Source organism: Elusimicrobiaceae bacterium, assembly GCA_017528825.1.
Classification (GTDB): Bacteria; Elusimicrobiota; Elusimicrobia; order Elusimicrobiales; family Elusimicrobiaceae; genus Avelusimicrobium.
In genome coordinates this window covers 13,757-39,579 of the sequence record JAFXOI010000025.1, presented here as the reverse complement: position 1 = coordinate 39,579, position 25,823 = coordinate 13,757, and the positions used below count along the sequence as shown (strand labels likewise).

Annotated in this window: 26 protein-coding genes; 11 read left to right on the top strand and 15 right to left on the bottom strand. The window is 43.5% G+C overall.

What is annotated here, in order from left to right:
- Positions 1 to 31: 31 nt before the first annotated feature.
- From IKN49_05280 to IKN49_05270, 3 genes are read right to left on the bottom strand one after another with little or no spacing between them, the layout of a single operon-like run.
- Positions 32 to 1,483: an amino acid permease gene (locus tag IKN49_05280; GenBank protein ID MBR3632449.1), complete on the bottom strand. Its 1,452-nt coding sequence runs from the start codon at positions 1,481 to 1,483 to the stop codon at positions 32 to 34.
- An 18-nt stretch (positions 1,484 to 1,501) separates the two neighbouring features.
- Entirely contained in the window at positions 1,502 to 2,113 is a 612-nt protein-coding gene (locus tag IKN49_05275; GenBank protein ID MBR3632448.1) for a pyruvoyl-dependent arginine decarboxylase, read from the bottom strand.
- Positions 2,114 to 2,135: 22 nt separating this feature from the next.
- Positions 2,136 to 3,389 (bottom strand): hypothetical protein, encoded by a 1,254-nt coding sequence (locus tag IKN49_05270; GenBank protein ID MBR3632447.1) that lies wholly within the window; start codon positions 3,387 to 3,389, stop codon positions 2,136 to 2,138.
- 310 nt (positions 3,390 to 3,699) lie between these two features.
- Here IKN49_05270 and IKN49_05265 point away from each other — a divergent pair, with 310 nt between their 5' ends.
- Complete coding sequence (locus IKN49_05265) at positions 3,700 to 5,196, top strand: hypothetical protein (GenBank protein ID MBR3632446.1); 1,497 nt, start codon at positions 3,700 to 3,702, stop codon at positions 5,194 to 5,196.
- Here IKN49_05265 and rmuC read toward each other — a convergent pair.
- Positions 5,156 to 6,502, bottom strand: a complete 1,347-nt coding sequence (gene rmuC, locus IKN49_05260) for a DNA recombination protein RmuC (GenBank protein MBR3632445.1) — start codon at positions 6,500 to 6,502, stop codon at positions 5,156 to 5,158. The genes IKN49_05265 and rmuC overlap by 41 nt on opposite strands.
- Before the next feature lie 127 nt (positions 6,503 to 6,629).
- Between rmuC and IKN49_05255 the strand changes: the two genes are divergently transcribed.
- On the top strand, positions 6,630 to 6,953 hold the full coding sequence (locus tag IKN49_05255) for a hypothetical protein (protein MBR3632444.1): 324 nt from the start codon (positions 6,630 to 6,632) through the stop codon (positions 6,951 to 6,953).
- A 66-nt stretch (positions 6,954 to 7,019) separates the two neighbouring features.
- Here IKN49_05255 and IKN49_05250 read toward each other — a convergent pair whose 3' ends face one another.
- The 3 genes from IKN49_05250 to IKN49_05240 are packed head-to-tail and all read right to left on the bottom strand — an operon-like array spanning position 7,020 to position 8,629.
- Positions 7,020 to 7,649 (bottom strand): hypothetical protein, encoded by a 630-nt coding sequence (locus IKN49_05250; protein MBR3632443.1) that lies wholly within the window; start codon positions 7,647 to 7,649, stop codon positions 7,020 to 7,022.
- Positions 7,650 to 7,670: 21 nt separating this feature from the next.
- On the bottom strand, positions 7,671 to 8,069 hold the full coding sequence (locus tag IKN49_05245; GenBank protein ID MBR3632442.1) for a zf-HC2 domain-containing protein: 399 nt from the start codon (positions 8,067 to 8,069) through the stop codon (positions 7,671 to 7,673).
- Complete coding sequence (locus IKN49_05240) at positions 8,066 to 8,629, bottom strand: RNA polymerase sigma factor (protein ID MBR3632441.1); 564 nt, start codon at positions 8,627 to 8,629, stop codon at positions 8,066 to 8,068. Before IKN49_05240 ends, IKN49_05245 begins: the two co-directional genes overlap by 4 nt.
- Before the next feature lie 565 nt (positions 8,630 to 9,194).
- Between IKN49_05240 and IKN49_05235 the strand changes: the two genes are divergently transcribed.
- Positions 9,195 to 9,749 (top strand): prepilin-type N-terminal cleavage/methylation domain-containing protein, encoded by a 555-nt coding sequence (locus IKN49_05235; protein ID MBR3632440.1) that lies wholly within the window; start codon positions 9,195 to 9,197, stop codon positions 9,747 to 9,749.
- Positions 9,750 to 9,768: 19 nt separating this feature from the next.
- Here the strand turns inward: IKN49_05235 and IKN49_05230 are convergent, their stop codons facing one another.
- The 4 genes from IKN49_05230 to IKN49_05215 are packed head-to-tail and all read right to left on the bottom strand — an operon-like array spanning position 9,769 to position 14,262.
- Positions 9,769 to 11,004 carry an ABC transporter permease gene (locus tag IKN49_05230; GenBank protein MBR3632439.1) on the bottom strand — a complete coding sequence of 412 codons (1,236 nt, stop codon included), beginning with the start codon at positions 11,002 to 11,004 and terminating at the stop codon, positions 9,769 to 9,771.
- Positions 11,001 to 11,687, bottom strand: coding sequence for an ABC transporter ATP-binding protein (locus IKN49_05225; protein MBR3632438.1), 687 nt, complete (start codon positions 11,685 to 11,687; stop codon positions 11,001 to 11,003). Before IKN49_05225 ends, IKN49_05230 begins: the two co-directional genes overlap by 4 nt.
- Before the next feature lie 9 nt (positions 11,688 to 11,696).
- Complete coding sequence (locus tag IKN49_05220; protein ID MBR3632437.1) at positions 11,697 to 12,911, bottom strand: efflux RND transporter periplasmic adaptor subunit; 1,215 nt, start codon at positions 12,909 to 12,911, stop codon at positions 11,697 to 11,699.
- A gap of 1 nt (position 12,912) precedes the next feature.
- Positions 12,913 to 14,262, bottom strand: coding sequence for a TolC family protein (locus IKN49_05215; protein ID MBR3632436.1), 1,350 nt, complete (start codon positions 14,260 to 14,262; stop codon positions 12,913 to 12,915).
- Between the two features lie 126 nt (positions 14,263 to 14,388).
- Between IKN49_05215 and IKN49_05210 the strand changes: the two genes are divergently transcribed.
- From IKN49_05210 to IKN49_05195, 4 genes are read left to right on the top strand one after another with little or no spacing between them, the layout of a single operon-like run.
- Entirely contained in the window at positions 14,389 to 14,721 is a 333-nt protein-coding gene (locus tag IKN49_05210; GenBank protein ID MBR3632435.1) for a DMT family protein, read from the top strand.
- 6 nt (positions 14,722 to 14,727) lie between these two features.
- Complete coding sequence (locus IKN49_05205) at positions 14,728 to 15,234, top strand: hypothetical protein (GenBank protein MBR3632434.1); 507 nt, start codon at positions 14,728 to 14,730, stop codon at positions 15,232 to 15,234.
- A gap of 38 nt (positions 15,235 to 15,272) precedes the next feature.
- Positions 15,273 to 15,926 carry a tetratricopeptide repeat protein gene (locus IKN49_05200; GenBank protein ID MBR3632433.1) on the top strand — a complete coding sequence of 218 codons (654 nt, stop codon included), beginning with the start codon at positions 15,273 to 15,275 and terminating at the stop codon, positions 15,924 to 15,926.
- 50 nt (positions 15,927 to 15,976) lie between these two features.
- A complete protein-coding gene (locus IKN49_05195) occupies positions 15,977 to 17,209 on the top strand; it encodes an outer membrane protein transport protein (GenBank protein ID MBR3632432.1) in 1,233 nt (410 codons plus the stop codon).
- A 44-nt stretch (positions 17,210 to 17,253) separates the two neighbouring features.
- Here the strand turns inward: IKN49_05195 and mutY are convergent, their stop codons facing one another.
- Positions 17,254 to 18,276, bottom strand: coding sequence for an A/G-specific adenine glycosylase (gene mutY, locus IKN49_05190; GenBank protein MBR3632431.1), 1,023 nt, complete (start codon positions 18,274 to 18,276; stop codon positions 17,254 to 17,256).
- A 487-nt stretch (positions 18,277 to 18,763) separates the two neighbouring features.
- Here mutY and IKN49_05185 point away from each other — a divergent pair, with 487 nt between their 5' ends.
- Complete coding sequence (locus tag IKN49_05185; GenBank protein MBR3632430.1) at positions 18,764 to 19,483, top strand: hypothetical protein; 720 nt, start codon at positions 18,764 to 18,766, stop codon at positions 19,481 to 19,483.
- Between the two features lie 1,020 nt (positions 19,484 to 20,503).
- Here the strand turns inward: IKN49_05185 and IKN49_05180 are convergent.
- From IKN49_05180 to lpxK, 3 genes are all read right to left on the bottom strand, one after another.
- Positions 20,504 to 20,746 (bottom strand): hypothetical protein, encoded by a 243-nt coding sequence (locus IKN49_05180; GenBank protein MBR3632429.1) that lies wholly within the window; start codon positions 20,744 to 20,746, stop codon positions 20,504 to 20,506.
- A gap of 55 nt (positions 20,747 to 20,801) precedes the next feature.
- Positions 20,802 to 21,803 (bottom strand): pilin, encoded by a 1,002-nt coding sequence (locus tag IKN49_05175; protein ID MBR3632428.1) that lies wholly within the window; start codon positions 21,801 to 21,803, stop codon positions 20,802 to 20,804.
- Positions 21,804 to 22,031: 228 nt separating this feature from the next.
- Complete coding sequence (gene lpxK / locus IKN49_05170; GenBank protein ID MBR3632427.1) at positions 22,032 to 23,135, bottom strand: tetraacyldisaccharide 4'-kinase; 1,104 nt, start codon at positions 23,133 to 23,135, stop codon at positions 22,032 to 22,034.
- A 98-nt stretch (positions 23,136 to 23,233) separates the two neighbouring features.
- Between lpxK and IKN49_05165 the strand changes: the two genes are divergently transcribed.
- Genes IKN49_05165 through IKN49_05155 form a run of 3 tightly spaced genes read left to right on the top strand, consistent with a single transcriptional unit; the run spans position 23,234 to position 25,822 of the window.
- Positions 23,234 to 24,169 carry a hypothetical protein gene (locus IKN49_05165; GenBank protein ID MBR3632426.1) on the top strand — a complete coding sequence of 312 codons (936 nt, stop codon included), beginning with the start codon at positions 23,234 to 23,236 and terminating at the stop codon, positions 24,167 to 24,169.
- A complete protein-coding gene (locus tag IKN49_05160) occupies positions 24,154 to 24,717 on the top strand; it encodes an HAD family hydrolase (GenBank protein ID MBR3632425.1) in 564 nt (187 codons plus the stop codon). Before IKN49_05165 ends, IKN49_05160 begins: the two co-directional genes overlap by 16 nt.
- The gene (locus tag IKN49_05155) at positions 24,707 to 25,822 is read left to right on the top strand and encodes a DUF3108 domain-containing protein (GenBank protein MBR3632424.1); all 1,116 of its coding nucleotides are present in this window, start codon (positions 24,707 to 24,709) and stop codon (positions 25,820 to 25,822) included. Before IKN49_05160 ends, IKN49_05155 begins: the two co-directional genes overlap by 11 nt.
- Position 25,823 lies beyond the last annotated feature (1 nt).

Genomic DNA, 25,823 nt, shown 5'->3' with positions numbered 1-25,823 from the left:
TCGTACTACTTTATTCCCCATGGATTTAGGCTTATATCTTCACAAGACCGCGGCTAAATACATATATCGCCACCAGTGCAAATAACACCAAAAGTCCCATAAAACATTTTTCGCCTTTTCCGGCAAAAATACGCTTTCCGTCGTTTTGTTGTTTGCGCGCCCATATAAACACCGGCACTCCGGCCGCTAGGAAAATAACCGCTAGGAACAGATATTTCACGCCCGCCGCATACACCAGCCACAAACCGTACAAAGTGCCCGCTGTGGCGGTAAACAGCGCCCCTGCTCGACCGGTTTTGCTCACGCGCGCATACTCTCCGTCCTCCACCAGTTTCCATAAATAAGCGGTGCTGAAAATATACGCCGGAAGTACCATTACACCCGTGATAGAGAGCATAGTGTTCCACGCATCGTTGGAGAAATACACAAGTAAAATGGCCAGTTGCATTAAAATACTGGTTACCCACAAAGACACACTCGGGGCCCCGTTCTCATTTTCTTTGGCAAACTGTCTGGGAAACGTGCCGTTTTGTGCCGCGGCCTGCGGAATTTCGGCTGTAATCATCGTCCACGCCAGCCACGAGGATAATACCGCAATTAATAGTCCGATATTCATCAGCCACGCGCCCCACGGACCGACTACTTTTTCCAAAACTCCGGCGGTAGAAGGATTGGCCACCGCGGCGATTTCGGCTTGTGTCAAAAATCCAAACGGCAACACAGAAAGCCCGATATAAATCACTAAACAACCCAAAAATCCAAGAAACGTAGCCCGGCTGACGGCCGCTTGACTTTTGGCACGGTTAGACATGACCACCGCGCCTTCAATACCGATAAAGGCCCATAAGGTCACGAGCATGGTGCTTTTGAGTTGCGCTCCCAATCCGCCTAGTGTTTTGCCGTCCTCGGCCAGTTTGCCCCAGAAGTTAAAATCAAATTTATCCAAGTGAAAACTAAACAGCAAAATTAGGATAAATAAAAGTAGCGGCACCAGTTTTCCAATCGTACCAATCAAATTCATAATCGCCGCTTGACGCACGCCGCGCAAAACGACAAAATTGAAAAACCAAATCAGCACCGAACCACCCACAATGGACCACAAATTATTTCCGCCCTGAAAATAAGGGGGGAAAAAGTAATTGAGCGCGTCCATTGTAATAACCGCATAACCCACATTGCCAAAGATTTGGCATAGCCAATAGCCCCACCCAATGGTAAAACCGGCATACGGGCCAAACCCGTCGCGCGCATACATATAAATACCGGCGGTCAAGTCCGGCTTTACGCGCGACAAAATACTAAAAGTATTGGCGATAAAATAAATCCCGATACCCGTAATCAGCCACGCCAGCAGCACCGCCCCTGCACTGGCTCCGGCGGCCATATTTTGGGGGAGGGAGAAAACCCCGCCCCCAACCATAGAGCTAACCACAATGGCGGCTAGACCGATTACGCCTAGTTTTTTAACTTGATTTTCTGCCATAACTCCCCCAAGATAATACTAATCCAACGGCATAGCGTCTTTCGCTTTAGCTAAAGGCGCGAATTTGAAGTTCAAGAAACCCATAGCGGTTAAACAATAACCGAAGGGCTTGGTGATATTGACGTAATTGTGCCAGATTTGGAAATCACTGTGTTTAGCCACTCCGCGAATTTCCAATTCGTGATTAAGTGATTTGTTAAGCCACATTTCACAATGACCTTTGGCAATATCGTCGTCAATAAACGTGTCAAAATATTCCACATATTCTGCCGCCCAGCCGCCAATTAAATTGCCTTTTTTATCCTTACCCCAGCACACGCCCACACCGGTAGCAATGGCTTTGTGTTCTTCTTGGCGAGCACCGTTACCGGCGATAATTGTTTCCAATACCGCACCGTGTTTGAATTGGTCTAGTACACTATCGACCGGCACAATATTGCCAAACAGTTCTTTGGGCAATACCGAGGTGTACGGCACGATATTAAAGTTCTCAATTTTGGCCTGCAACAATGCAGAGTCATAGCAGAACGTTTCAAACGGTTGAGGCGGGATACCGTCTTCGGCACAACCGCCGCCGCCCGTAATAAAAGCCAAAGTCGGATATCTAGTTCCTAATTGTAATTCTTCCATGATTATTACCCCCTGTTATTTTTTACAACAAGACCGCAGCGCGTAGGCCGGCTACGGTTACAAATTTATGTCCATCTCCCACGGCCGCTTTCGGATAGAGTTGTAAATCCGGCGTGATCGTGATGAGTTTGCCAATGCCCCATACCCATTGCAGTTCCACCGCATTTTCATATTTGCGAACAGACGGTACCGCTCCTAAGAGACTACGGTCTAGGCGATTGTATGACACGCCCAATGTGATGGCATCATTGGCATTGCGCTCAAGCGGATTGACCCACGTAGCCGCTAAGACATAGGAATTTTTGATGGGAGCAATGTGCCCATCAGACCAGTTGGCCCGGCCGGACAATACCCATTTTTCGCTCAAATTTTGGTTCATATTAAATGAGTATCCACGGGAAATACCTTCCTGTTCTTTGACGGACGGTTGATAATAATACAAAAAGCTGTATTGCCCTTGCCCCAGTCCGTGAATTTCCGGAGCATAAGACAAATACCCAAAATACGTATATTTTCCGTTAAAAGCCGTATGCAACCGTATTGTTTGACCGCTGATGTTGCTGGCATCTTGATAACCCGCAACAAATGTCCAATTCCCCGGAGCAGCTTGTAGGTATCCACCAAAGCCGGCATTGGCATACGTGGCAGAAGCATTTTGCGACATGGCAAAATTAATCAGCCCCGTTTGTTGGTTATCTAAATAATTGGCTCCGTCAAAATTGTAGAGGGGGAATTGTCCCGCCGTCCAACTCAGCCAATCCATTTCTCCGGGCAGCGTATGTGTAAAAGACGCTTGCGAAAAAATTTCTTGATTGGCGGTATAATCGTTCGGCGCAGCCGCCACTCCCAAGCGATTCTGCAAAGTGCTGCCCTCCATTCCCCAATACCGAATAAAATTGTAGTTAACGTTAATTTGGCCACTACCCATGAATGTGTCTTTGAATACATCCCACGTCATATATGGATAGTAATACCCTTGGATAGCAGTTTGCTTGCCACCCGGTGCCCCGCGCTGGGCGGTATAGCTGATATCTGCGCCCAACTGTATACCGGTCTTATCCTTAAGCAATTTCTTCATATGAAGATAGCTTTGCGCCAAGGAACGTTCGTGCGTAACTGCTTCTCCTTCCCACAATTCCTCTTCGTCATATTCAAACACAACGATTTGTTGTGCTTGGCGCCGCTCATGTTTAGCGGCGGGCATATTTTGTGCCGCAACAAACAACGGGCACAAAATAAAAAGGCCTGCTAAGACCTCTGTCATCCTGATTTTCATTGAGTCTACCCCCGAGATTAAGATAAGTTAAACAACATCAGTAAGATATGATTTTCTATCGTTCCGAGGCAATAAGATAAAAAGAAACGGATTAGCAATTTTTTATTTTTCAGGCGGGGGAAAAAGATTAGAAGAACAAAATCTAATTATTTTTTTGAAAATGCTACTGAGATCCTCTCACATAAATAGCAGAAATTGTATATAATAAAGAGACCTTTTTATTCTGAAAATAAAACGTTTATTTCCTATGCGCCGATTTTTTTCAAAACCTATTACGCTGGTGGCCGCAATACTTTTTTTTGAAAGTATTGTGTTGCGGTTTATTGCTATTACGCGCAGTTTTGATTACGACGAGATTTATACCGCTCTGTCGGCCAATCCGGCTCTCTCTTGGGGATATATTTTAAAACACTATTTACTGATAGATGTACATCCGCCGTTACACACTTTCATCACATGGATCTGGAACCATATCTTTCCATATGGACCGGAATGGATAGGCAGATTGCCCAGTTTGTTTTTCGGGATCGTTGCATTACTCGTGGCGTGGCACTATTTCCCTACTTTCTTAGACAAAAAACACCGTTCTATAGCCCGCTGGATTTTTGTCCTATTGCTAGGTTTTAACGAGACGCTCATTATATACACTTCGTATATGCGCGCCTACAGTTTACTACTCTTGTTGTCCATTTCATTTACTTTTCTGTATCTGAATATGATCCACTCTGTGTGGGAAAAAACGCCCATTAGCCGTCGACAATGGATCTTGTATGCCTGTCTGTCTGTTTTATTGTGTTACACGCATTATTTCGGAGCTTTGTTGTTCGGACTCTGTTCCGTGATTTTATTTCTGCTGGCGTTGAAATATAAACAAGAAATCAGATGGTTTATTTATGTGCCGTTACTTGTCTTTATTTGTTTTTTGCCGTGGCTGTGGCCTAACTTGTGGGAAAATATCGGAAGAGCAAAATTTTCAGGACAGTGGTGGTCCAATATTTGGTGGGCGAAAGAGATTCCCAGCACTTGGAATTTAGCGGACTACAAATCAACTGAATTTTGGCATGAGCTATGTAGTAACCGATGGGGGCAGTGGACCATTGGACTATTATGTGTCTTCTGTGCAGGAATCAGCTACGAAAGATATCGCAAGATTCCTTATGCCAAAGAAATCATCCTGTTGCTTATTCCCGGTCTGTTGGTATTTACCGTGAATATACTGGCATTTCGTATTATCTTGTTACTAATGTTCCGTTATTTCATACCCTTTATACCGGCTGTATTTTTGGCTATTGCTCTATTACTGACTCCCGTCTTTTCCCGCTTTAGATGGATGATATTACTTATTCTGTTGCATTGTATTTGCTATCTTTTGTGCTTTGCTAAGCAGGCCCCCTATGGATTTGACTATTTAGGCTCTAACGCAAGATTTTTTGCCACCCATATGATGCGCGTTCAATCCCCCAATGTATATACAATTACAGTAGAAGGATTTCCGAAGCACACTTATGATGATTTGTTTTCTTGGTACTTGCGTACCTACTTCAAATCAGATATCCCCGCCAAAGATATCACCCTCTTGCCTGCTAACGAGCGAAATGCTATTTTGGGTGACCCTACTGCTACTTTGTATATGATGATGTTTGAAGATTGGAAACTGGAAAAACTAAATAAAGAGTGGAACAGCCACTTGGTCAAAACAAGATGCACGAACGGTTTTTGTCAAATTAAAAACCTAGATACGTTGCCGGACTTGCCACCCGTGCCTGCTATGCCTGCTCAAAAGGCAAAGAATTCGTCTGGGAAGTAATTTCTTCTGTATCTTTTTTAGTAGTAGCCCCGCGTTTTTTACTGCCGGTATATTCATAGTCTAACCGTTTAAGCAGGCGAGCGCTTTCTTTGCTAACCGGCACTTCATACATGTCCACAATGCGTTGCACAACGGGTAAGAGTGCCCCTTTATTACCGTCCACATGGCCGCGGGCTACTTTGATGCTTTCTGCAGCATTTAAGACTGCATTTTCCGTCTTAGCAAAATTGATTAAGAAGTCGTTAAATTTTTCTAAAAATTTCACAATGTCTTCTTTCCAGCTTTCCATATAAGCATGCTGCTTATCAATATCCCACAGTTTAGACACCATTTTTAACGTACTCATCAAAGAAGTAGCCGACACCAGCGCAATATTATTTTTCCATGCCTCTTGCAACACTTCCGTGTCTTGGGATACCGCCGCCAACAATGCGCTTTCCGGATATACAAACATCAAGGTATAATCGGGTTGTACCTTGTCGCCGGTCTGTTCAAATTTCTTATAGTATTTTTTGGAAGATAAATCCCGAATAGTTTTCTTAACGTCTTTAACATGTGCCTCTAACAACGCCTCTTTTTGTTTCGGATCTTGTTCGTTATAATACTGCATATAATGATTAAAAATCGTCTTAGAATCTACCACAATCCACCGATCATTGGGCAAAGCAATTTGCACATCTACGCGCTTGCCTTCTTCGGAAACTTGTTCAAAATAATCCACCCCCGCTTTCATGCCGGCACTATCTAAAATATGTTTTAAGGCCTCTTCACCCCAGCTACCACGCACGATAGACTCGCCTTTAATGGCATTGGCCAAACTCACGGCACTTTGGTCAATTTTCTCGGTAGATTTCATCACATCATAGAGGCCTTTTTCTAAACGGGCTTGCTTTTCTGCCGTCATACGTTCCATATCGGCTACCCGTTTGACAAAACCTTCCAGTTGTAGGGCCAACGGGCGCAATACTTCCGTATTTTTATTTTCAAGTCCTTTTGTTTTTTCTTCTAAAATTTTACCGGCCAAATCGGCAAACTGGGCCTGATAGGTAGCAGACAAATCCGCAAAATTCTTTTCAATAAGAGCCCGCTCTTTTTCCAGGGAAAGCGTTTGTTCTTTCAGGCGTGCATTATCGGCTGTTAAAACGACCTGTTGGCGGCGCAAGTCTGCCATGTCAGCCACTTCACCACGCAACCGAACCACTTCCTGTTCCAAAGCCTGTTGACGGGGTTTTTCATAGATATATAACACTGCCGCCCCAATAATGATCCCAATTACCAAACAAATTGCTATTGCCAAAATGCTCATATGCACTCCTGTCTCTTTTTTTCTATCATAACATTTTCGGAGGGAAACCCCAACTCTGCAAAGAAAAAATTGCACAACAAAAGTATTTTTTTTACAATATAGGTATATTCTACACAAAGAGGTTGACATGAAAAAAACTGTATTCTTTACCTTGTTGGCCGCCATGGCTTTTGCCGGTTGTGCCAGCACTGCAGATACCGCTACTTCTTCCGCTAACACTCCGTTAACTTTAGAAGAAGCATTACAAAAATCGGCTGAAACTCGTCAAAAATTAATCGAAGCCAAACAAGCTTATCAAAACGCCAAAGCGGCTGCTTCGGCGACTAATACAGACTCTTCGTCCGTTTCAGCTGCCGACTTAGCTAAGCAAGCTGTCCAAGAAAAAGTAAATACCGTTAAGACTCAATTAAACGACGAGAAACAAGCTTGGAAAGAAGCGTTGAGCAACTAAGTATTTCATACTTAAAAAAACCCGCCCATACCGGGCGGGTTTTTTATGCTTTAGAAACTACTGCTATTATTTTTCTTCTGCAGGAGCCGGCGGCATCGGTAAAGGATGTACTTCACCGTCAAACCCCGGGCCTTGCGGGCCACCTTCTCTCGGTCCGCCGAAACCTTCTCTGCCCTGTCCTTTGGGTCCTACCCGAAAAGCCGGATTAAATTTACCGTCGTTTTTAATCACTTGTTCGGTCATATCATTGAGCCAAGCTTCTTTAGCTTCCGGTTTTTCTTCTTCAGCCAAACGACTCTTCATTTCGTCAATGCGTTTTTCAAACCCAGCTATTTTTTCACGGCGATTTTGGATTTGTTCCTCACGCATTTCGCCTAATTTTTTGGCGATTTCTTCACGGGCAGCGGTTTGTTTTTTGCTGCCGTCTTTTGCCTTTTTATATTCTTTTACCAACTTTTCCAATTGCTCCGAATCAGCTTTATGTTTGGCTTGAGCTTCTTTCATTTTTTCCAAGTTTTCTTTGTTTCCAAACATCATGCCTTTTTGCAAGCCACCCTTCATACCATGCGGGCCCTTTTGAGCATGCATAGACGGGTGGAAATCCTTCTGCGGTGCTCCTTTTCCCTGCTCTTCAGCCGCAAATACCGGCGCACACAAAGCCAGTACAGCTGCTAACATTATTACTTTTTTCATCATATACAACCCTCCTGTTTTATTCTAAAAATCGTTTTCAAATGCTTCAAAATCCGTCACAAAACTTTGATATTGTGTATCCGCTTCTACAGACACATAAGCAATCCAGTCCGTGTTGTTCTGTTCGGTCTGATTCAAAGGCAAATGGAAAAATCCATATACCCCCAGTATCAACACCAAAGCTCCTCCCAAAGCCAGTTTATACACACGTTTCCAAAAAGGTATTTTTTTCCCTTGCAAAACCCGCTCTACAATCGCTTGCGGCGCGGCGGGGGGGAACAAAGCCTCCTGCGTGGCCTGCAAAAAGGCTATTTCCCGTCGGCAGGCCTCACAATTAGCAAGATGTTGCTTAAATTGAGCGGCTTGCTGTGCGTCCATTTCACCGTAAAAATACAAAGCCGCTTGTTCGCATATATTTTTCATAAATTTTCCTCTTTTAATACTTCTTGCATTTTACGTATGCCCCGATGATAATCCGCCAGTACACTTCCTAAGGGGCGTTGTAACATTTCGGCCATTTCCTGAAACGTCATTAATTGTTTCAAATATACCGCTTCCCGTTGTTTGGGGGGGAGCAAGAGCGATGCCATACGAATTTTTTCTAATCCTTCCGCCTGCGCCAATCCCTCCAACGGTGAAAGATCATTTCCGGCTACTTCTTGGTGCAAATACGGCGTTCCTTCCTCATCGGTATCATCCAAAGAAATCGCTTTATCCCGATCCCGAAAATAATTAAGTACCCGATTGCGCGCCGAAGTGAATAAATAACTTTTCAATTTTCCTTCCGGTTTATATTCTCCAATACGACGGTAGAAACTTAAAAACACCTCTTGGAAAATATCTCCCGCGGCTCCTTCGTCGCGTGTGAGAGCCAGAATATATTGGTATAAACTGTTTTTATACCGATATACTAATTCATTAAAATCTTCCTCTTTCCCTTGCTGGCACCCTTGTACCAATTCATCATCGCTACGCTGGCTCATAAACGCCTCACATCTATATAACACAAAAGATGGCAATTTTATTGCAACTATTTTTAAGATAGCAAAAAAAGCCCCTCATTGACGAGGGGGAAAAATGAAAAAGATTGACGAATAAAAACAAATTAGTATAATAAAATTATCCTATTTAGGGAGGATGAAACCGCCCCACAAGGGCGCAAATTACAATTTAATCTGTTTTTGGAACCGCATGTAGAATGCGGACTTGTTTTCAGAAAACTGAAAACACGATCTGAATCCAAAAGCAGTCGTTATAGGCACAAAATGAACGGAAGTCATGAGCCGTTTGTTTTGTGCCAAGTGTTTGCCGTTCGCAAGAACGGCAGACCACGGCTGTTTTATTTGGGTTGTTCAGATCGGCTCAAATAAGGCAGCCGTTTTTTATGGCCTTGTTTGAGCCCGAGTATAAAAATACGAGAAAATGATGATGAAAAAAGAAAATAGAAACAATCAAAAAAGCCGTCATTGCGGGCGTGGACCCACAATCCAGGCCGTTAATAAGGAAAATACCTTCATAAACAGACTGGATCCCGGATCCATGTCCGGGATGACGACAAAAAAAGCTTTTACACTCATTGAATTGTTGGTCGTCGTACTGATTATCGGTATTTTATCTGCTATTGCCCTGCCGCAATATGAAAAGGCCGTAGAAAAGGCAAAAGCTACAGAAGCCATACAATTACTGAGACAGGTATGGCTTGCGAATGAACGATATTACTTAGCCAATGGAGAATATGCAAATCGTTTTGATTTATTGGATATAGATATTCCTTTACAACAAGACACACGTGAAATCATTGCTAGTGTTGTTGTAGATCAAAAAACGAATAAAGACTGGGCACTTCAATTGTATCAAAATCATGAAACAATAGCTTTTAATATGGTACGTTTAACAGGTCCTTATAAAGGGGGCACCTTTCGAATCGTTTCATTTTATAAACCAAATATGTCTGAGGCTAACGGAAATATTTCTTGTTCCGAATATTTTAGTTGTATCAACACAAATTACAAATTTACTAAAAATAAAGGTGATTATTGCCAAAAAATTTTTAATGGCTCTTACAAGGGAACTGGTTGCGCCTATGAATATATACTTCCATAGAATGAGCACTAAATTTTACTTACTCATACCTTAATGCATCAATAGGCGTGAGTTTAGAGGCCTTGTAGGCGGGGTAAAACCCGAAGAAAATACCCGTTGCGGCAGAAAAGCCAAACGAAATAATAATAGAAAAAATATTCAGTTGAGCGGGGATATTATCGGCATGGGAAGCTATAAACAGACTGACTCCCACCCCTATCAGTACCCCAATTAGTCCACCTAGGCAAGACAAGGTCACCGCTTCGGCCAAAAATTGCAAACGGATATCGGCACTGGTAGCCCCAATAGCCATACGAATGCCGATTTCGCGCGTGCGCTCCGTCACAGACACGAGCATAATGTTCATGACCCCAATACCGCCCACCAACAAAGATACAATTCCAATCACTGCCAACAAAATACTCATTGTTTTGCTGGCGGCTTTGGCCTGTTCCACCCAAGAGGCCATATCGGTAATTTCAAAATCATCTTGCGCCATCGGATGTATTTTATGGGTATTGCGCACGGCATTTGAAATGCCTTCCTTCACATTTTCAATTTGATTAATATCTTCCACCCGAATAATCACGCGATCCAATGCCAGCCGATCACTACTGCGCCAAGTCCAACCGGTGTTCATTTTCACTCTACCTGTCGTATAGGGGATTAAGGTTCCTTCATCCATATCAAAGCCAAAACCGCCTTGTCCGTTTTTCTTCATCACCCCAATCACCGTAAACGGAATTTCATCAAATATAATCGTTTTGCCGATAGGATCCATGTCGGAAAAAACCGTTTTTGCCACCGTATCGCCCAATACCGCTACTTGCGCATAAGTACTTATTTCTTGCTCGGTGAAGGTGCGCCCCGTCGCCAACTGCCAGTCGTACACTTCGAAAATAGAAGTATCGGTTGCCAATACATCCACCGAAGTAGACGTAAAACCATATTTCACCGAAAAGCCATCGGTAATATACGGGGAAGCGGCCTTTACACCCGCCACTTCACGCACCGCGCGCACATCATCCATAGTAATATCTTTGGGAGAGGAAATACTTTCATCTAAATTCCACGGTTTTCCTAAATATAAAGTGTTCGTGCCAAAACGCGCAAAGCGCTCATTCATATTTTGCTGCGTGCCCGAGCCCACCGCTAACATCGTAATCACCGCGGCTACCCCAATCACAATACCCAAGCTCGTCAGTGCCGAGCGCATTTTATTGGCAAAAATGGCTTTGAGGGAAATGCGGAAAACCGACACAAAGGTATCAATCATTTTTTCACCTCATCACTTACTTTTTTCCCATCACGGAAAGTAATCAAACGCCCGGCATATTCGGCAATATCCGGCTCGTGCGTAATCAAAATAATGGTTTTGCCCAACTCTTTATTTAAGCGCGTAAATAATTCCATTACTTCGATACTCATTTTGGTATCTAAGTTTCCTGTCGGCTCGTCGGCAAAAATAATCGGTGCGTCGCACACCAAGCTGCGTGCAATCGCTACGCGCTGTTGTTGCCCGCCGGAGAGTTGATTGGGCATATGATAGGCGCGCTGTGCAAGGCCTACCGCCTCTAAACATTCTAAGGCCTTTTTCCGGCGCAAATGCGCAGGGGTATGATTGTAAATCATCGGAAGTTCTACATTTTCAAGGGCCGTCGTACGGCTGATTAAATTAAACCCCTGAAAGACAAATCCGATTTTGCGGTTACGTACCCCGGCCAGTTTAGACAAATTTGTCGCCGTCACATCAATTCCGTCTAAGATATATTTGCCGCTGGTGGGTTTATCCAAGCAGCCCAAAATGTTCATAAAAGTAGATTTGCCGCTGCCGGAAGGCCCCATAACCGCCACAAATTCGCCGCGCTCAATCGACACACTGACCCCTTGCAGCGCGTGCACTTGCACATCTCCTAAAACATAGGTTTTGAATAAGTCAGTTGTTTCAATTAAGCTCATGATAAATCCTTATCTTCTGCGGCGGCCAAAACCTTCTGCCATTTGTCCGGTTTTATCTTCGGAAAGAATGACTTTTTGTCCTACTTGTAAATCGCCGGATTTAATTTCGGTTTCTTTCTCAGCAATAATGCCAATCGACACATCCACGCGTTTGGGTTTTTCACCACGCTGCATCACCCACACACCGGTGGTCGTAAATTTTTCTTTATTGAAAGAGGGGGAAAACCGTAACGCTTCATTAGGCACTAATAAAACATCTTTTTTGTCATCTGCGGTAATGGTAATAGTAGCCGTCATCCCGGGCATAAATTTTCCTTCGGTATTATCTACGTCGATTACGACCATATATGTGGTGGTGCTGTTGCTGGAAGAATTAGAGGAAGAAGACGCAGAATAATTGGTGCGCACTTGGCGGATGGTGCCTTTAAATTTCTCGTCCGGATATCCGTCTAACGTGAACGCGGCCTCTTGTCCTTGTTTAATTTTAACCACATCGGCTTCAGACACTTTGGCTTCAATTTGCATTTTGGTCAAATCTTGCGCCAAAGTAAACATTTCCGGCGTGGCATAACCGGAAGTTAAGGATTGCCCTTCGCTTACTTTTTTACCCAGCACCGTGCCGTCAATCGGCGCAATAATGCGGGTATTGTCCAAATCTTTTTGCGCACGGTCTAAGCTAGCTTGCGCTTGGATGACACGAGACTGAGCCGAATTTAAGCCGCTTTTGGCATTGGCAAAGGCTAGCTCATATTGCTCCAAATCCGTCTTAGCCACATAGTTTTTCCTATACAAAGTTTGATAGCGTTTAAGGTTGGCCTGCGCTAAATTATAGGTCATCTTGACCGATTCCAATTCCTCTTTGGCAGAAGACAAACTGGCCTGCGCCTGTTCATAAGCCGCCTGCACTTGGGTCGGGTCAATCAAGGCCATTAAATCCCCTTTCTTCACCTTCGAATTGTAATCCACATAGATTTTCAAAATCTCACCGGACACCAGCGCGCCCACTTCGGTTGTATTAATCGGAGCCAAAGGACCGGACGCTTTGACAATGTCCTTAATTTCGCCTTTTTTCACCTCGGCCAGTTTATATTTAGGCATAGGAGGTTTGCGAATGAAACGTTTATGCAACCACCAGCCGCCCGCTACGATGAGCAGGATAATAATTAATTTAAGCCACCACGGCATGTGCCATAGTTTAGAAAAGAAAGTTTTTAGTATGTTCATATTATTTTGCACCCATTGCTTGTTTAAGTTCTGCCAACGCTACCGCGTAATCATAGCGCGCGGTAAGTAGGCTCAGTTCCGCATTAGTATAAGCGACTTGCGCATCTTTCAAAGAAATCATATCGCCGATACCTTCATTATAACGGCCTTGAGCCAATTCCATATTTTCCTTTGCTTTTTCCACATTAGAAACCGCTACCGGAATGCTTTCTGCCGCTTCGTTTAATTTTACAAAAGCATTTTGTACTTCCAAATATACATCGTTGGATAAACTGCGATCACTGTTTTGTGCAGAGGCCAAATTAATCTTCGCCTGTTTAACTCCGTTATATACTTTCAACGCGCTGAAAATAGGAATTTCCACTCCGGCAAACAAACGAGTTTGATCATTGTCCAACTTAAATTCATCGCCGCTCTTGCTAAAAACAGCCCCCATGGTAAAAGTAGGCCAATAAGCTGCTTTAGCTTGCGTGAGTTTGATTTCTTGGATACGCAGGCCCGTTTTAGAAGAGTGTACATCGGGACGTTGGGCATATGCTTGCGTTAAGGCTTGCTCAAACGTATAAGTAAATTCTTCGGTTTCAATCTCTCCGTTTAATTTGAATTCTTCCGCATGCGTAACGCCCATCACATTGGCCAACGTAGAATTTTTAGTTTTTGCTAAATTCGTGGCCCGAATCAAACTTAAAATAGCATTATTTAGATCCACTTCCGCGGTCGTAACATCCACCTTCGGGCGCAGTCCTTGATCATAGAAGGCTTTTGTGCGGTCATATTGATCTTGGTATAAATCACGCGATTGGGTACGAATTTGCACTGTCCGTTGCGCCGCCAACAACGCATAATAGGCATTTTTAACACTGGCCACAATGGCATTTTCGGTATTAGCCAAGGACAGTTGCGCTTGTTCTAAAGCTAATTGTTGCGTACGAATCGTCCGCCCGATATCGGTCAACCCAGAAATACTCAGGCTTGCGTCAATAGAAGAAGATACTTGTTGGTCATTATTGCGTGGTGCTCCCGCTATTTTCGTGTTGGTGGCACCCGTTTGTATCTCCGCCGATACTTTAGGCAATAGCACATTTTTAGCATTACTTAAAGAAACTGCCGCCGATTGTACCGCCAAGCGAGCACTAATTGCTTTGGGACTATTGGCCAAAGCAATACGTACACAATCCTGCACCGTCAACTCACCGTCCAAAGAGGGGAGCTCGCCTGCCTCGTCTGCTAAGGCTTGAATCGCTTGCACCGATTCATCTGCCGTTTGCGCGTCTGAAATGGTAGGCAAACTTTGTGCATTTAGCCCACAAATTAATAGTAAACTACTCATTAAAATGGATATTTTTTTCATATTCTTTTATTATATAAATTCTACTTTCTATATTGGAATCAATTTGCATCTGGTTATACAACACGTGTAACGGCTCTTTTATTGCAACATTTCACAGTTAACCTCTTATTATAATATAATATGTATATGTGGAAACCTTTTGCTTTATTAGTAGTTTCTAATCTATTCATGACGGCCGCGTGGTATGGACACCTCAAATACAAAGGGACTGCTCTGTGGGCAGTAATACTAATTAGTTGGGGAATTGCCTTCTTTGAGTATTGTTTGTTAATACCGGCTAACCGACTCGGTAGCGCTTATTTTACCGTTACACAACTTAAAGTAGCACAAGAAATCATTACCTTAACGGTATTTGCGATATTCTCGGCCTTATATTTCCATGAACACTTCCGCTGGAATCACTTGCTGGCATTTTGCTTACTGGTGTGCGCCGTATTTTTAATTTTTAAGAAATGGTAGAGGCATATGAAACATAAACATAAATTATTTACTAAAATGGCCGAGTTAGTGGCTGATCAATCCACCTGCTGCCGGATGCATGTAGGCGCGGTACTAGTAAAAGACAACCGCGTCATCAGCATCGGATTTAACGGCACGGCTTCCGGGCAGGAACATTGTGAAGATTACTTCGCAAAAGTTTACCAAGCCCAATACTCCCAAGAATTTCCCTCGTTTGAAGATTATCATGCCAGCCGCACCTTCTATGATGAGCACGGCAAATTCTCCAATGAAAATGAGTTACACGCCGAACAGAATGCTATTTTATTCGCGGCCAAAAACGGCATTTCCACAACAGGAAGCACTTTGTATGTAACGTTTTCTCCCTGCATTCATTGTGCCAAAGTGATTGTGGCCGCCGGTATTACGCGCGTGTTCTTCAAAACGCTTTACGACCGCAGTCAAGACGGTTTAATTTTCTTAAATAAAAACGGTATTGAGTGCCGCCAACTTACGGAAAAGGAGTTAGAGTAACTGGCCTGCCCCGTTACTTTTTTACTATAATAAGATATATGGCTAAAAATACTACTCAAAATAATCAAGATTCTTTGACTTTGTTCGTTTCTAAAACGATTGACTATTGCAAAGCCCATGCCAAACTGGTGTTGGGAAGTGTGATAGTAATTGCCGTCGTATTGGCGGCTGTCGCTGGGTATACGTCCCATCAAGAAAAAGTGCGTCAAAACAGTTGGGCACAATACTACGCGGTCCAAGTGGCACTATTTACGCAAGGACAAGCCCAAGCTACTCAAGCGGTAGAAGCTCTGACGGCCGCTTATCCGAATTCTGATGCGGCTTATTACGGACAGTTGTTGCTGGCAGATGTGCTTTTCACACAAGAAAACTATGCACAAGCAGCGGATATGTACCAAAAATTGATGACGGCCAAAAATGCGCACGTGCGCACTGTTGCCGCTATTTCTTTGGCAGGGGCCCAACAAGCCACGCAAGATTATGCCGCCTCCATCAAAACGGCACAAGAGTTCATCGCACATAATCCGACCAGCTTTGCTTTACCCCAAGCTTACCTTACTTTAGCTATTAGTCAAGAACTCTCCGGCGACAAAACTGCCGCCTTGGACACTTACAAAAAAATCTTGGAAGACTATACCAAAACTTATTTTGGTGTGTTTGCCAAAGATAAAATTACACAATTAACCAAATAATTCATATCCCTCTTGCCCAACAAGAGGGATTTCTATGTATGGAAACCTTTATGAAAAATACAATTAAAAAACTAGTGGCGGTTGTTTTGCCATTTGTGATGTTTGCTGTCACCGCACAAGGTGCCGGCTTTGCGCTGTATGAATACAGTGCCCGCGGCGTCGCTATGGGAGGCGCCACTGTGGCCAACGAAGCTGAACCGGCTTCTTTAGCTACTAACCCGTCTTTGATTACAGAGTTGGAAGGTACGCAAGTACAATTAGGCGGCACCGTTGTAACGGCTCATGCAAAAGCAACTGTTAACGGTGATGCCCGCTCTTTAAAAAAAGATGTTTGGGCATTACCTAATTTCTACGCTACCTACCAATGGAGCGACCAAGTTTATTTTGGTATCGGCGGTTTTTCACGCTATGGATTAGGCGGCGAATATAAAGATCACCGAAACTGGACTGGCAGTACCTTAGCTTATAAAGTGGAATTGGAAACCTTCTCTTTCACCCCGACCATTGCAGTAAAACTCAGTGATGAAGTTTCCGTAGCGATGGGCTTAGAAGCTATGACAATTGATTTTAAACAATCTTCTTTATTGTCTCCGCCATTGGGAGATGCTTCTCAATACAGAATCCATGGTACCGGTATCAGTTGGGGGGGAAATTACTCCTTTACCTATCGTCCGCAGTGGGCTGAAAAATGGGCCTTCGGCGCGATGTATCGCACTAAAGTAAAACAAAATTTAAATGGTGGTATTGATGCCCGCATGAATTATCCAGCACGCAACATTTATGATGCAGATGCGAAAGGCGCCATTACCTTGCCCGACAGTGTCACGGCTGGTTTGTCCTTCCGCCCGACGGATAACTGGACGTTAGAAGCCGGCATCATAGGCACTTTCTGGAGCTCTTACGACCAAATCTTAATCGAATACAAAGATATGGAAGCCACGCCGACTATCCATAATATGAAGAATTATAAAGACACATTCCGTCTCAATTTTGGTACGGAATATTGGTTCCTCCAAAATTGGGCCGTGCGCGCCGGATATGTATTTGATAAATCTCCGATTAATCGCCATTCCATGGACACACTGGTCCCGGTGGACGATCGCCATATCGGCAGTATCGGATTTGGCTACCGCAACGATACATGGAGTGTTGACATTGCTTATGCTCATATCTTCGGCAGAAATTTAAATGGAACTGCCAGCACCCAATATAATTCCATGCCCATGAAATACTCCGAAGGTCGCAGCGATATGTATAGCTTGACCGTAGGATATAAGTTCTAATTCGTTTCGTAATACATAAAACCCCGCCGAAAGGTGGGGTTTTTTTATATCTTTTCCAATAATTTTTGCACCAGGCGAGAGATAGCGTATTTCGGTAAATTTTTAATCGGCACGCGCAAAAATTCCGTCGGTACTTTGCGAGTGGGGGGGAGTACTACTTTATATATATGTGCATAGATAATGCGGTGTGACAAAACGTGTTTGACCGGCTTTCCGGCAGGCATTACCTGCGCCGCGCCAAACCATTTTTTGAGTTGCTTTTCAGCCGAAACATCCAATTTTTCCGTCGGTGTCTCTAAAAGAGGCAGCTCATATAAATTTTGCCATACATCGCCTGCCCCGCGTTTATGAAGCCACGTAAATTTACCTTGCTCCACATATATATAATGGAAGTAACGTGTAGAAATTTTAGTCTTTTGCGTTTTGACGGGCAATTTATCTTGCAGATTTTTCTCACAAGCCACACAAAATTTCCGCATCGGACAACTGCCACACTGCGGCGCTTGCGGCGTACAACACGTCGCCCCGAAATCCATGATGGCTTGATTATAATCGCCGGCATTTTGCTTATCGAGTAGCTCTTGCGCCCGTGCCGAAAATTCTTTTTTCCCAACGGTACTGTCTATCGGCGTATCTATGCCGAACACGCGGGATAGCACCCGATATACATTTCCGTCCACCACCGCATGCGGCATATTATAGGCAAACGAACAAATAGCCGCCGCCGTATAATCGCCCACTCCCTTGAGTGCGCGCACGCCCTCGTAAGTGCGGGGGAAAACTCCGCCCATACTTTTGGCCGCCGCGTGTAAATTGCGCGCGCGGCTGTAATAGCCAAGGCCCTGCCATAGTTTGAGCACCTCATCCTCTTTGGCGGCGGCTAAACTTTTAACGTCCGGAAATTTTTTGATAAAACGCACAAAATAATCATACCCCTGTGCCACGCGGGTTTGCTGCAGGATAATTTCGGAAATCCAAATTTTATAGGGGTCTTTGATATCCCGCCAAGGCAACGTGCGCTTATGTACGCCGTACCACTTTAAGAGGAGGGGGGCAAACTGTTTCATAGATTTATTTTAGCACTTTTAGAAAGCAACTAGCTTTGATTACTCAAAATTATTGAATATACCAGAGGACTCTTCAAATTGTGGTTGTTGTTAAAAAATAAACCACGCAAAATCAACCTTAATTTTGCAGTTTTGCTGTTTGGAGCCTAAAATGGCAGTTCTCATTTTAGGCTCTTTTTTTGCATTTTGCCCAAATCAAAACATCCCGCGCCTGCCCCATTTTAGCCACAAAAAAATCTAATAATCTTTATTAGGTGGCATTTTTTGCCGAAAATCAACCGGATTTTTGCGTTTTTTCCGTAAGGCAAAGACTTAAATTTTTTATTTTCTCGTCGAGAAAAATAGTTATTCACAAGATTTTGACATAAAATGACATATAATTGACATATATTGACATATGTCAAAAAATGTTTTATTATATGTCAATAAGCTGTGAAAGACGCAGTGGATAACTTTTGAAATGCATTTTTGAGGGAGATTTTGCAATATGGAACAGAGCTCAAACGATAAGGTCAAGATCCGTTTCAAATTCCGCTCCGGTGAAGAATTTGAAGCCGAAGGAAGCCCTGATTTTATTGACAAACAACGCTCGGACTTCCTGCAATTAATAGGAAAAGACGGCCGGAAAACATCGCGCGTACCGGCTGTTGCGGCATCTGCCACGCACCTCGTCGAAACAGACCCGACTATTTCCTATACGCCGTCCGTCGAGGAATCTGCCGGAAGCGGATCTGCCGCGTGGCCCCATCATTGGCCGACGGCAGAGGGGGGAAACCAACCAACGGCGCTACCGCCAATTAATACGACCATTTCCGCCGCAGAACGCGCCGCCAAAAGGGTCGCGCCCTCTTCGACACAAAGCATGCCGGATGTGCGATTATGGGAGGAAATCGTAAGAGTGGAAGATAATATGGTATTTCTCCGTCGGAAAAACCGCTTACTTACCTCCGATACGGCGGCGTTGGTGTTGCTGGCCGCGGCCAAGGTATTACTCGGCCTCCCCGACGGCTATAGCGCATTAGCCCTTTCAAAATCTCTCAAAAAGTCCGGCTACGGAGGGGAAAGACTGGACCGCGTCTTGGGCGGGGAAATGAAAATGGGCACCGTCCGCTCCGTCGGCAGTAAACGCTCGCGTCTCTATCTTCTCTCTGACGAAGGCTTTGCAAAAGCCTATGTATTAGCCGGTAAACTGACGCAAAATCCATAATTTTAGAGAAAAAGGGGGGATGAACACTTTTTTTGAGTTTGTTCTTAGCCCTAAAAAAGCGGACTTTTTCCCCATTTACGGTCTGATAAAAAAACATAAATGTCTCTTTTTCTCCCCTTTTTCTAGCGTAGAAAATCTAATTTGGATTATTAGATTTTTCAAAATACAACCTAATCTACATTTTTTGCAAATTGTCATAAAAAACGGCTCAAGGGGGGCCGTTTTTTTGATATTAATAACTAACGATAATTTTTATTATGTTAACTAAAGCAGGTAGAAAAGAGTATTTTTATTTTCTAAATAGAATATTATAAAAAATATAAAAATATATATTTTTTAAGTATTTTTTATATATTTCTATAGATAAATTTAGATTTTTTATAAAACCAACTTTAAGCAGATTTTAGCAGGCAAAAAAATTGTGTCTATTTTTGTATTGACCTAAATTTTTGTTCCCCATTTTGCCATCTTTAGGCACAAAATTGTTCCTTTTTTGCTGTTTTTGAAAATGCAAATTTAATAGCATTTTTGCAAAAACGCCCCAGATTGATTTTGGGGTACCTAGGGTATGGGGCAAAACAATCTAGGGCATTTTAATTAGTTTTAATTTTCTTGAATTTATCCGTTTGGGGATCTGCCAAGACCCTTTTATTTATTAAATGGGGGTATTGGGCTAGGGTCTAAACGGAAAAGCCGGTGTAGCATGTAGCAGAAAAGCCGGTGGCATAGGGTCCTAACATAACAAGAAACCCTACATGCGACACTATTCTAACCGAAAACAACCTGTATAAAAGGGTTTTGCTAGTATATTGCTAGGAATTTATTGAGAAAACACGTGTGCAGTTAGGCACAAACAAGGAAATATAGCCTATATCGGGCGCCATCTCGCGCGCAAATGCAGAAAGAAATAACAGGGGGAAAACCAGGACTTTTCTTTAGTTTACGCGTTTGAGGAATAATTTTTCCATTAAGAAAGAGGGGAAAAAGTAGTTATTCCCCCCTTTTTATATCGTTATAATTTTAATTTGTTTTTTCTCTTTCAAGGACTTTCAGTCCCACCATATCCGTCGCTTTGTTTTCCATTTCGCGCGCCACTTCGGTAAATTCATTGCGCTGCGGAATGAATGTATTGGTTATTCCCCCCGTCGCATTTTCTACCGTCAAATTCCATCCGCCCGGCACACGTATCCACGTGTAGGTCAGATGACCTTGCTGATAGGTTAAACTCTCGTTAAACTGCAAATTATAAATAGTTTTTTTCATCTTCTCCCCCCCTTTTTACATTGTAGAAAAAGAGAGGGGTTTATTCAAAAATATACTAACATTTTGGAGCGTCTGACGGGCAATAACCTTGTCCATAATCTTCGCAACACCCACCATTAGTGTAGGTGCCTCCCGCACATGCCCCTGAAGTTTTTGCAATACATTTTCCACCGTTAACTGTAACATTTATGCAAGAATTTTGCCCCCCCTCTCCAAGACATACGCCTCCTGCATTAATAATTGCCCGAATACAACCATATTGTCTTCCTGTTACTTTACAAATTCCTCCATTATTTATTTCAGAATCTGCACAGGATCCATAACCACTTGAAAGACAAATTGCATCTTCATTTACGATTGCATGACGACATTGATGTTCATATCTCTCAGCACTATTACTGTTATTACCCCAACTGTCATCACCGTCACAAACACCGCCTTCATTAATCGTAGCACCATTTTCGTTCTTATATCCACATGTTCCATTATTATATGGCATACCCAAAGCTGTGCAACGTGCTTCTTCGCTAGTATAACATTGTCCCGTACTGTTAGCCCATGCACATGGGCCGGGATAATCTAATAGATATTTTGTGTAGCCGTCCTTCGTGCTGGCTTTCGTACCACCTAATAAACTCCCGCATAAGCGCTCGGCTCTACTATCCCCAGTCTTAGCATCACAAAATAAATACGTTTCCGGATCTTTTAAGAACATGGATAAGCGCACATTGGGTAATGCCGTTAATGCTCCCGTAATCGTGCTTTGATTATCGTTTTTGGTATCAATACTATATTCTGCGTCAGCCATAATATATTTATTGTCTTCGGCTTCGCCTGCTAACGACACCACCAAGGCGCTGGTATTATCGGCATAAGCTCCGGTTTCCATATGAGCAGCGGCTTGGGCAGTTTGCAAGGCTTTGGCCGGAGCTAATAAAGTGCTCCAGCGGCTCTTATCTACTGCACTTTGATACATGGGGATAGCAATAGCTGACAAAATACCGATAATCAGAACTACGATTAGTAATTCAATTAAAGTAAAGGCTTTCCTTGACATTTCTATTCTCCTGTTTAATCATCTTAAAACGCCCGTAATGCAATCTTTCACAAGCAAGTGCCTTGAAAACAGCGGCGTTCTAAGAAATCGTAGCAAAAAAAAAAAACGAGTCAAGCCTTTTTTATTTCCCGACGATAAAACGGCCAACAAATAAAAAATGCGCAAGGGATTTTCCCTTGCGCATTACTAGTTTTTAATAGAAATAAAATAACCCGTAAAAAGCGGTTATTATCTTCTCATACGAGAGAATTTGGGATAAAGAGCGTCGGTAAATTTATCAAATTCCCCTTCCCCTCCGCGAATTTTTAGATTGACGGAAAGTACATATACATCCGTAGTTAAAATCTCGCGCCAATTATCCGGGAACTTCACAAAATCCTTAAAGGTAGTCACCAAAGGCAGACCGTGACGCGTCTGTTCAAAAGTACGCAAATGCTCCTCCGTGTAACGTTGATGATCCGGGAAACGCCACACTTGCTTTAGCGTCAAGCCCAACCCCTTTAAGGTATTTTCAAAAGTCTCCGGATGGCCTAAGGCACTAAAGCAAGTTACTTCGCCTTTGATTTCTTTCAAATCCACTTTTTGCGCGTTGCATACGTCGAAATAATAATCCGGCTCATGCACACTTTCAACTATATCTACCAAATCGTTATATTCGCGGATTTTATCTTTCGTTTCTTCCAAGCTCCGCATGTCCACCTGATCACAATGTGTCAGCACCACCAAATTAGCTCTTTTAAGTGCAGACAACGGCTCGCGCAAATTTCCCAACGGTAACAGGTGCCCACCTCCAAACGGATTTTTAGCATCAATTAAAATAATGTTAGCATCTCTTTTTAATGCATGGTGTTGTAATCCGTCGTCTAACAAAATAATCTGGCTTTTGAAGCGGCGCAATGCTTCCGTGGCGGCGGCTGCACGGTTGCGACCGATGACAATGGGTACTTTATATTGGATGAGCAAACGGCTCATCATATACGGCTCATCTCCGGCCAAGCGCCAGTCCGCATCTGGATTATCGAACAAAATAACCACCTCGTCTTTATTTTGTTGCTGGCGTTTATATCCGCGCGACACAATACTCACTCTTATTCCTTCTTTGGCCAGTGCCATAGCGGCTAGCAACACTGCCGTAGTTTTACCGGTTCCTCCGGCTGTGATATTGCCGATACACACCACCCGAGAATTGACGGACCGCACCGCCTTCCAACCGTTCTCGTAGGCCAATCGGTTCAAATATACCCCTAATCCATATATTTTGCTGGCTATTAACAAAAGAAATCGTCCCGCCCAATTTTGTTTCCATTTTTCCCGTAATTTGAGTGCGTCCATAATTATCCTCACTACTAAGTAAAGTGGATATATTGTAGCATTTATTGCAAAACTTGTCGGCCTTGCCCTATTGCCGGATAAAGTTAGTATAATAAGGTATGCGCTTTAAGAAATCTCCTTCTTATTTCATGCAATATGTCGGGCTGAAAACAGCCTGTTTTTGTTTGCGATTAATTCCTTATCGTGCGGCTTGCGCTTTGGGCCGTTTTTGCACCGGCAACATAACTTATATCCTAAAAAAACGTTTTGAGCGCAGTGTACACGATGTACAACTCGCATTCCCCGAAAAATCCATCGAAGAAGCAAGAGAAATTGCGCGTGAATCATGGCGTAATATGGGGCAAATTTTAGCGGAATTTGTGCATTTATCGGCCATGTCTGCTGACGAAGTTACGCAAAAAGTGGAAATACGCGGAATAGAAAAATTGCACTATGCTCGCCAGCACACCGGCGGTATTATACACATCGGGCACTTTACCAACTGGGAAGCATTTGGTTTAGCTGTCGGCGTGGCAGGGATTGAATCTAACAGCATGGCCCAAAAAGTGGACAACCCTTATGTCGACGAAGAAACAAATCGTTTGCGCCATGTATTTGGTGGAATAACCGTGTACAGCAATCATCACGCCAATCCCTTTTTTACTGCTGTTCGATTATTAAAAAAACATCAAATGTTAGGCATTTTAACGGATCAAAATGCCGTCGCCAGTGAAATTTTTATGCACTTTTTGGGACGGGTGGCCGCCGTGTCCCCCATCACCGCATTATTGTCTATTCGCTTACAACTTCCCGTATTTCCCATCAAGGTCACGCGGGAAAACGGGCGCATCATTTGTACCGTAGAAGACCCCCTGCTTCCACCGACGGAATATAGCCAAGAAAATATTCGAGCGTTCACGCGTCAATTAACCGATGTTTACGAACGATGGATACGCCAGTATCCGGGAAATTGGCTTTGGGCTCATAACCGTTGGAAACGCGAAAAAGAGGGTCAGAAATGGTTTGAGGAGCATCCGGAATGTCAAATAAAATAAAAGCTGTTTTCTTTGACCGTGACGGCACATTAATCCACGAAAGACCGGGCACTTATCTATCCGATCCGGCTGCGGTGCGATTGTATGCTCCCGTCCCTAAAGCCTTGGCTCGGCTTACCAAAGCCGGCTTTCAACTTTTTATTGTTTCCAATCAATCCGGTATTGGTCGCGGTTACTTTACGGAAAAGGAAGTGCTGGCGGTACATAACCGTTTGAAAGAACTATTAAAACCGATTCAAATACGTGATATTGTATTTTGCCCGCACGCGCCCGATCAGGCTTGTTCCTGCCGTAAACCAGGCACTTTACTGGGCGAGCAATTGATTCAAAAATACAATATCGATGTCAGCCATTCCTTTATGGTGGGAGATAAAAAAGCAGATATACTCTTTGGTCAAAAATTGGGTTGCCGCGCAGTACTGGTAACAACTGCCAACGGTAAACATCATTTGCAAAAATATCCCGATCTAAAACCTGATTTCATTGCGTCTGATATGCTGACTGCGGCACGATATATTTTGAAAGAGGACAAACAAGATGACTACTAAAATAGCATTCGCATTTGTCCTCCCTTTGCTACTTTTAGCCTGCCACAGCCGTCAACAAAACGCTGTCGTCACTTCTACCCCCCAACAAACCAAACAAGAAACTATTACACAAACCGACTACACACCAACGCCTGTTACGGAAGTGAAAACCGCTACGGTATCTGCGGCTCCTTCCGCTCAAAAGATCGTCGTAACTACGCCGAAACCTCGCACCACCGCTTCCACGGCGGCGCCCAGCAAGACAACTGTGCAACAGGCCACCACTGTCCCTGCTCCCGTCGAACCGGAAATAAAAGCTCCGCTTGCCCAACAACCCACTTTTGACCACGAAGATACCATTGATTTGACCAATCGTTTACTACACCCGTATGCCTCTGAATCTTTAGAAAAAGATAAGCCGCAACAGGCGCCTTGGGCATACGAACAGTTAAAATACGGTATTTATTATTCTTTTGTGAAAGCCGGAACTGCTTATATTCACAACCGCGGACTCATGCAAATCAACGGCCGGCCGACCTACTTATTACAAACAACCGCATTCTCCGCAGCTGCAATTGATGCCGTGTTCAAAGTGCGGGATATCAACCAGTCTTGGCTGGACGCAGCAGAACTCTACTCCCTCGGATACGGACAAAGTGTTCGGGAAGGCAATTACAAACGCGATGAATGGCTTACTTTTGATTATACAAACCACCAATATCGAGGACAAATTCGAAAAAAAGAAGCCCCCAAAAATATCCAGGGGCCGCTGGAAATAAAAGTATTAGATGTGCTCAGTGCTTTATACTATGTGCGTGCCCAGAAAATAGAAATCGGCCGAGATATTATTTTTGACATTGTCAATCGGGAAAAACAATATCCGTTAGTCGTAAAAGTATTAAAAAAAGAAACTGTTAAAACCGCCGCCGGCAAATTTAATTGTGTAGTCGTAGAACCGCAAATACGCGAAGAAGGCATTTTTGTATCCAAAGGAAAAAGTCTCAAAGTCTGGCTAACAGATGATGAGTATAAAATGCCTGTCAAAATGTCGGTGGAAGTGTTTATCGGCTCTGTATCGGCGGAGCTGTTGGCTTATCAAAGACAAGCCCCTACAAATATTTTATAAT

Bases quoted from the DNA above. Each gene is read 5' to 3' on its own strand.
- IKN49_05250 (MBR3632443.1), bottom strand. From the start codon at position 7,649: ATGATGAAAAAAGTAATAATGTTAGCAGCTGTACTGGCTTTGTGTGCG.
- IKN49_05165 (MBR3632426.1), top strand. From the start codon at position 23,234: ATGCGCTTTAAGAAATCTCCTTCTTATTTCATGCAATATGTCGGGCTG.
- lpxK (MBR3632427.1), bottom strand. From the start codon at position 23,135: ATGGACGCACTCAAATTACGGGAAAAATGGAAACAAAATTGGGCGGGA.
- mutY (MBR3632431.1), bottom strand. From the start codon at position 18,276: ATGAAACAGTTTGCCCCCCTCCTCTTAAAGTGGTACGGCGTACATAAG.
- IKN49_05205 (MBR3632434.1), top strand. From the start codon at position 14,728: ATGAAACATAAACATAAATTATTTACTAAAATGGCCGAGTTAGTGGCT.
- IKN49_05200 (MBR3632433.1), top strand. From the start codon at position 15,273: ATGGCTAAAAATACTACTCAAAATAATCAAGATTCTTTGACTTTGTTC.
- IKN49_05245 (MBR3632442.1), bottom strand. From the start codon at position 8,069: ATGAAAAATATATGCGAACAAGCGGCTTTGTATTTTTACGGTGAAATG.
- IKN49_05175 (MBR3632428.1), bottom strand. From the start codon at position 21,803: ATGTCAAGGAAAGCCTTTACTTTAATTGAATTACTAATCGTAGTTCTG.
- IKN49_05255 (MBR3632444.1), top strand. From the start codon at position 6,630: ATGAAAAAAACTGTATTCTTTACCTTGTTGGCCGCCATGGCTTTTGCC.
- IKN49_05220 (MBR3632437.1), bottom strand. From the start codon at position 12,911: ATGAACATACTAAAAACTTTCTTTTCTAAACTATGGCACATGCCGTGG.
- IKN49_05215 (MBR3632436.1), bottom strand. From the start codon at position 14,262: ATGAAAAAAATATCCATTTTAATGAGTAGTTTACTATTAATTTGTGGG.
- IKN49_05275 (MBR3632448.1), bottom strand. From the start codon at position 2,113: ATGGAAGAATTACAATTAGGAACTAGATATCCGACTTTGGCTTTTATT.
- IKN49_05185 (MBR3632430.1), top strand. From the start codon at position 18,764: ATGGAACAGAGCTCAAACGATAAGGTCAAGATCCGTTTCAAATTCCGC.
- IKN49_05230 (MBR3632439.1), bottom strand. From the start codon at position 11,004: ATGATTGATACCTTTGTGTCGGTTTTCCGCATTTCCCTCAAAGCCATT.
- rmuC (MBR3632445.1), bottom strand. From the start codon at position 6,502: ATGAGCATTTTGGCAATAGCAATTTGTTTGGTAATTGGGATCATTATT.
- IKN49_05160 (MBR3632425.1), top strand. From the start codon at position 24,154: ATGTCAAATAAAATAAAAGCTGTTTTCTTTGACCGTGACGGCACATTA.
- IKN49_05195 (MBR3632432.1), top strand. From the start codon at position 15,977: ATGAAAAATACAATTAAAAAACTAGTGGCGGTTGTTTTGCCATTTGTG.
- IKN49_05225 (MBR3632438.1), bottom strand. From the start codon at position 11,687: ATGAGCTTAATTGAAACAACTGACTTATTCAAAACCTATGTTTTAGGA.
- IKN49_05210 (MBR3632435.1), top strand. From the start codon at position 14,389: ATGTGGAAACCTTTTGCTTTATTAGTAGTTTCTAATCTATTCATGACG.
- IKN49_05280 (MBR3632449.1), bottom strand. From the start codon at position 1,483: ATGGCAGAAAATCAAGTTAAAAAACTAGGCGTAATCGGTCTAGCCGCC.
- IKN49_05240 (MBR3632441.1), bottom strand. From the start codon at position 8,629: ATGAGCCAGCGTAGCGATGATGAATTGGTACAAGGGTGCCAGCAAGGG.
- IKN49_05235 (MBR3632440.1), top strand. From the start codon at position 9,195: ATGACGACAAAAAAAGCTTTTACACTCATTGAATTGTTGGTCGTCGTA.
- IKN49_05155 (MBR3632424.1), top strand. From the start codon at position 24,707: ATGACTACTAAAATAGCATTCGCATTTGTCCTCCCTTTGCTACTTTTA.
- IKN49_05270 (MBR3632447.1), bottom strand. From the start codon at position 3,389: ATGAAAATCAGGATGACAGAGGTCTTAGCAGGCCTTTTTATTTTGTGC.
- IKN49_05180 (MBR3632429.1), bottom strand. From the start codon at position 20,746: ATGAAAAAAACTATTTATAATTTGCAGTTTAACGAGAGTTTAACCTAT.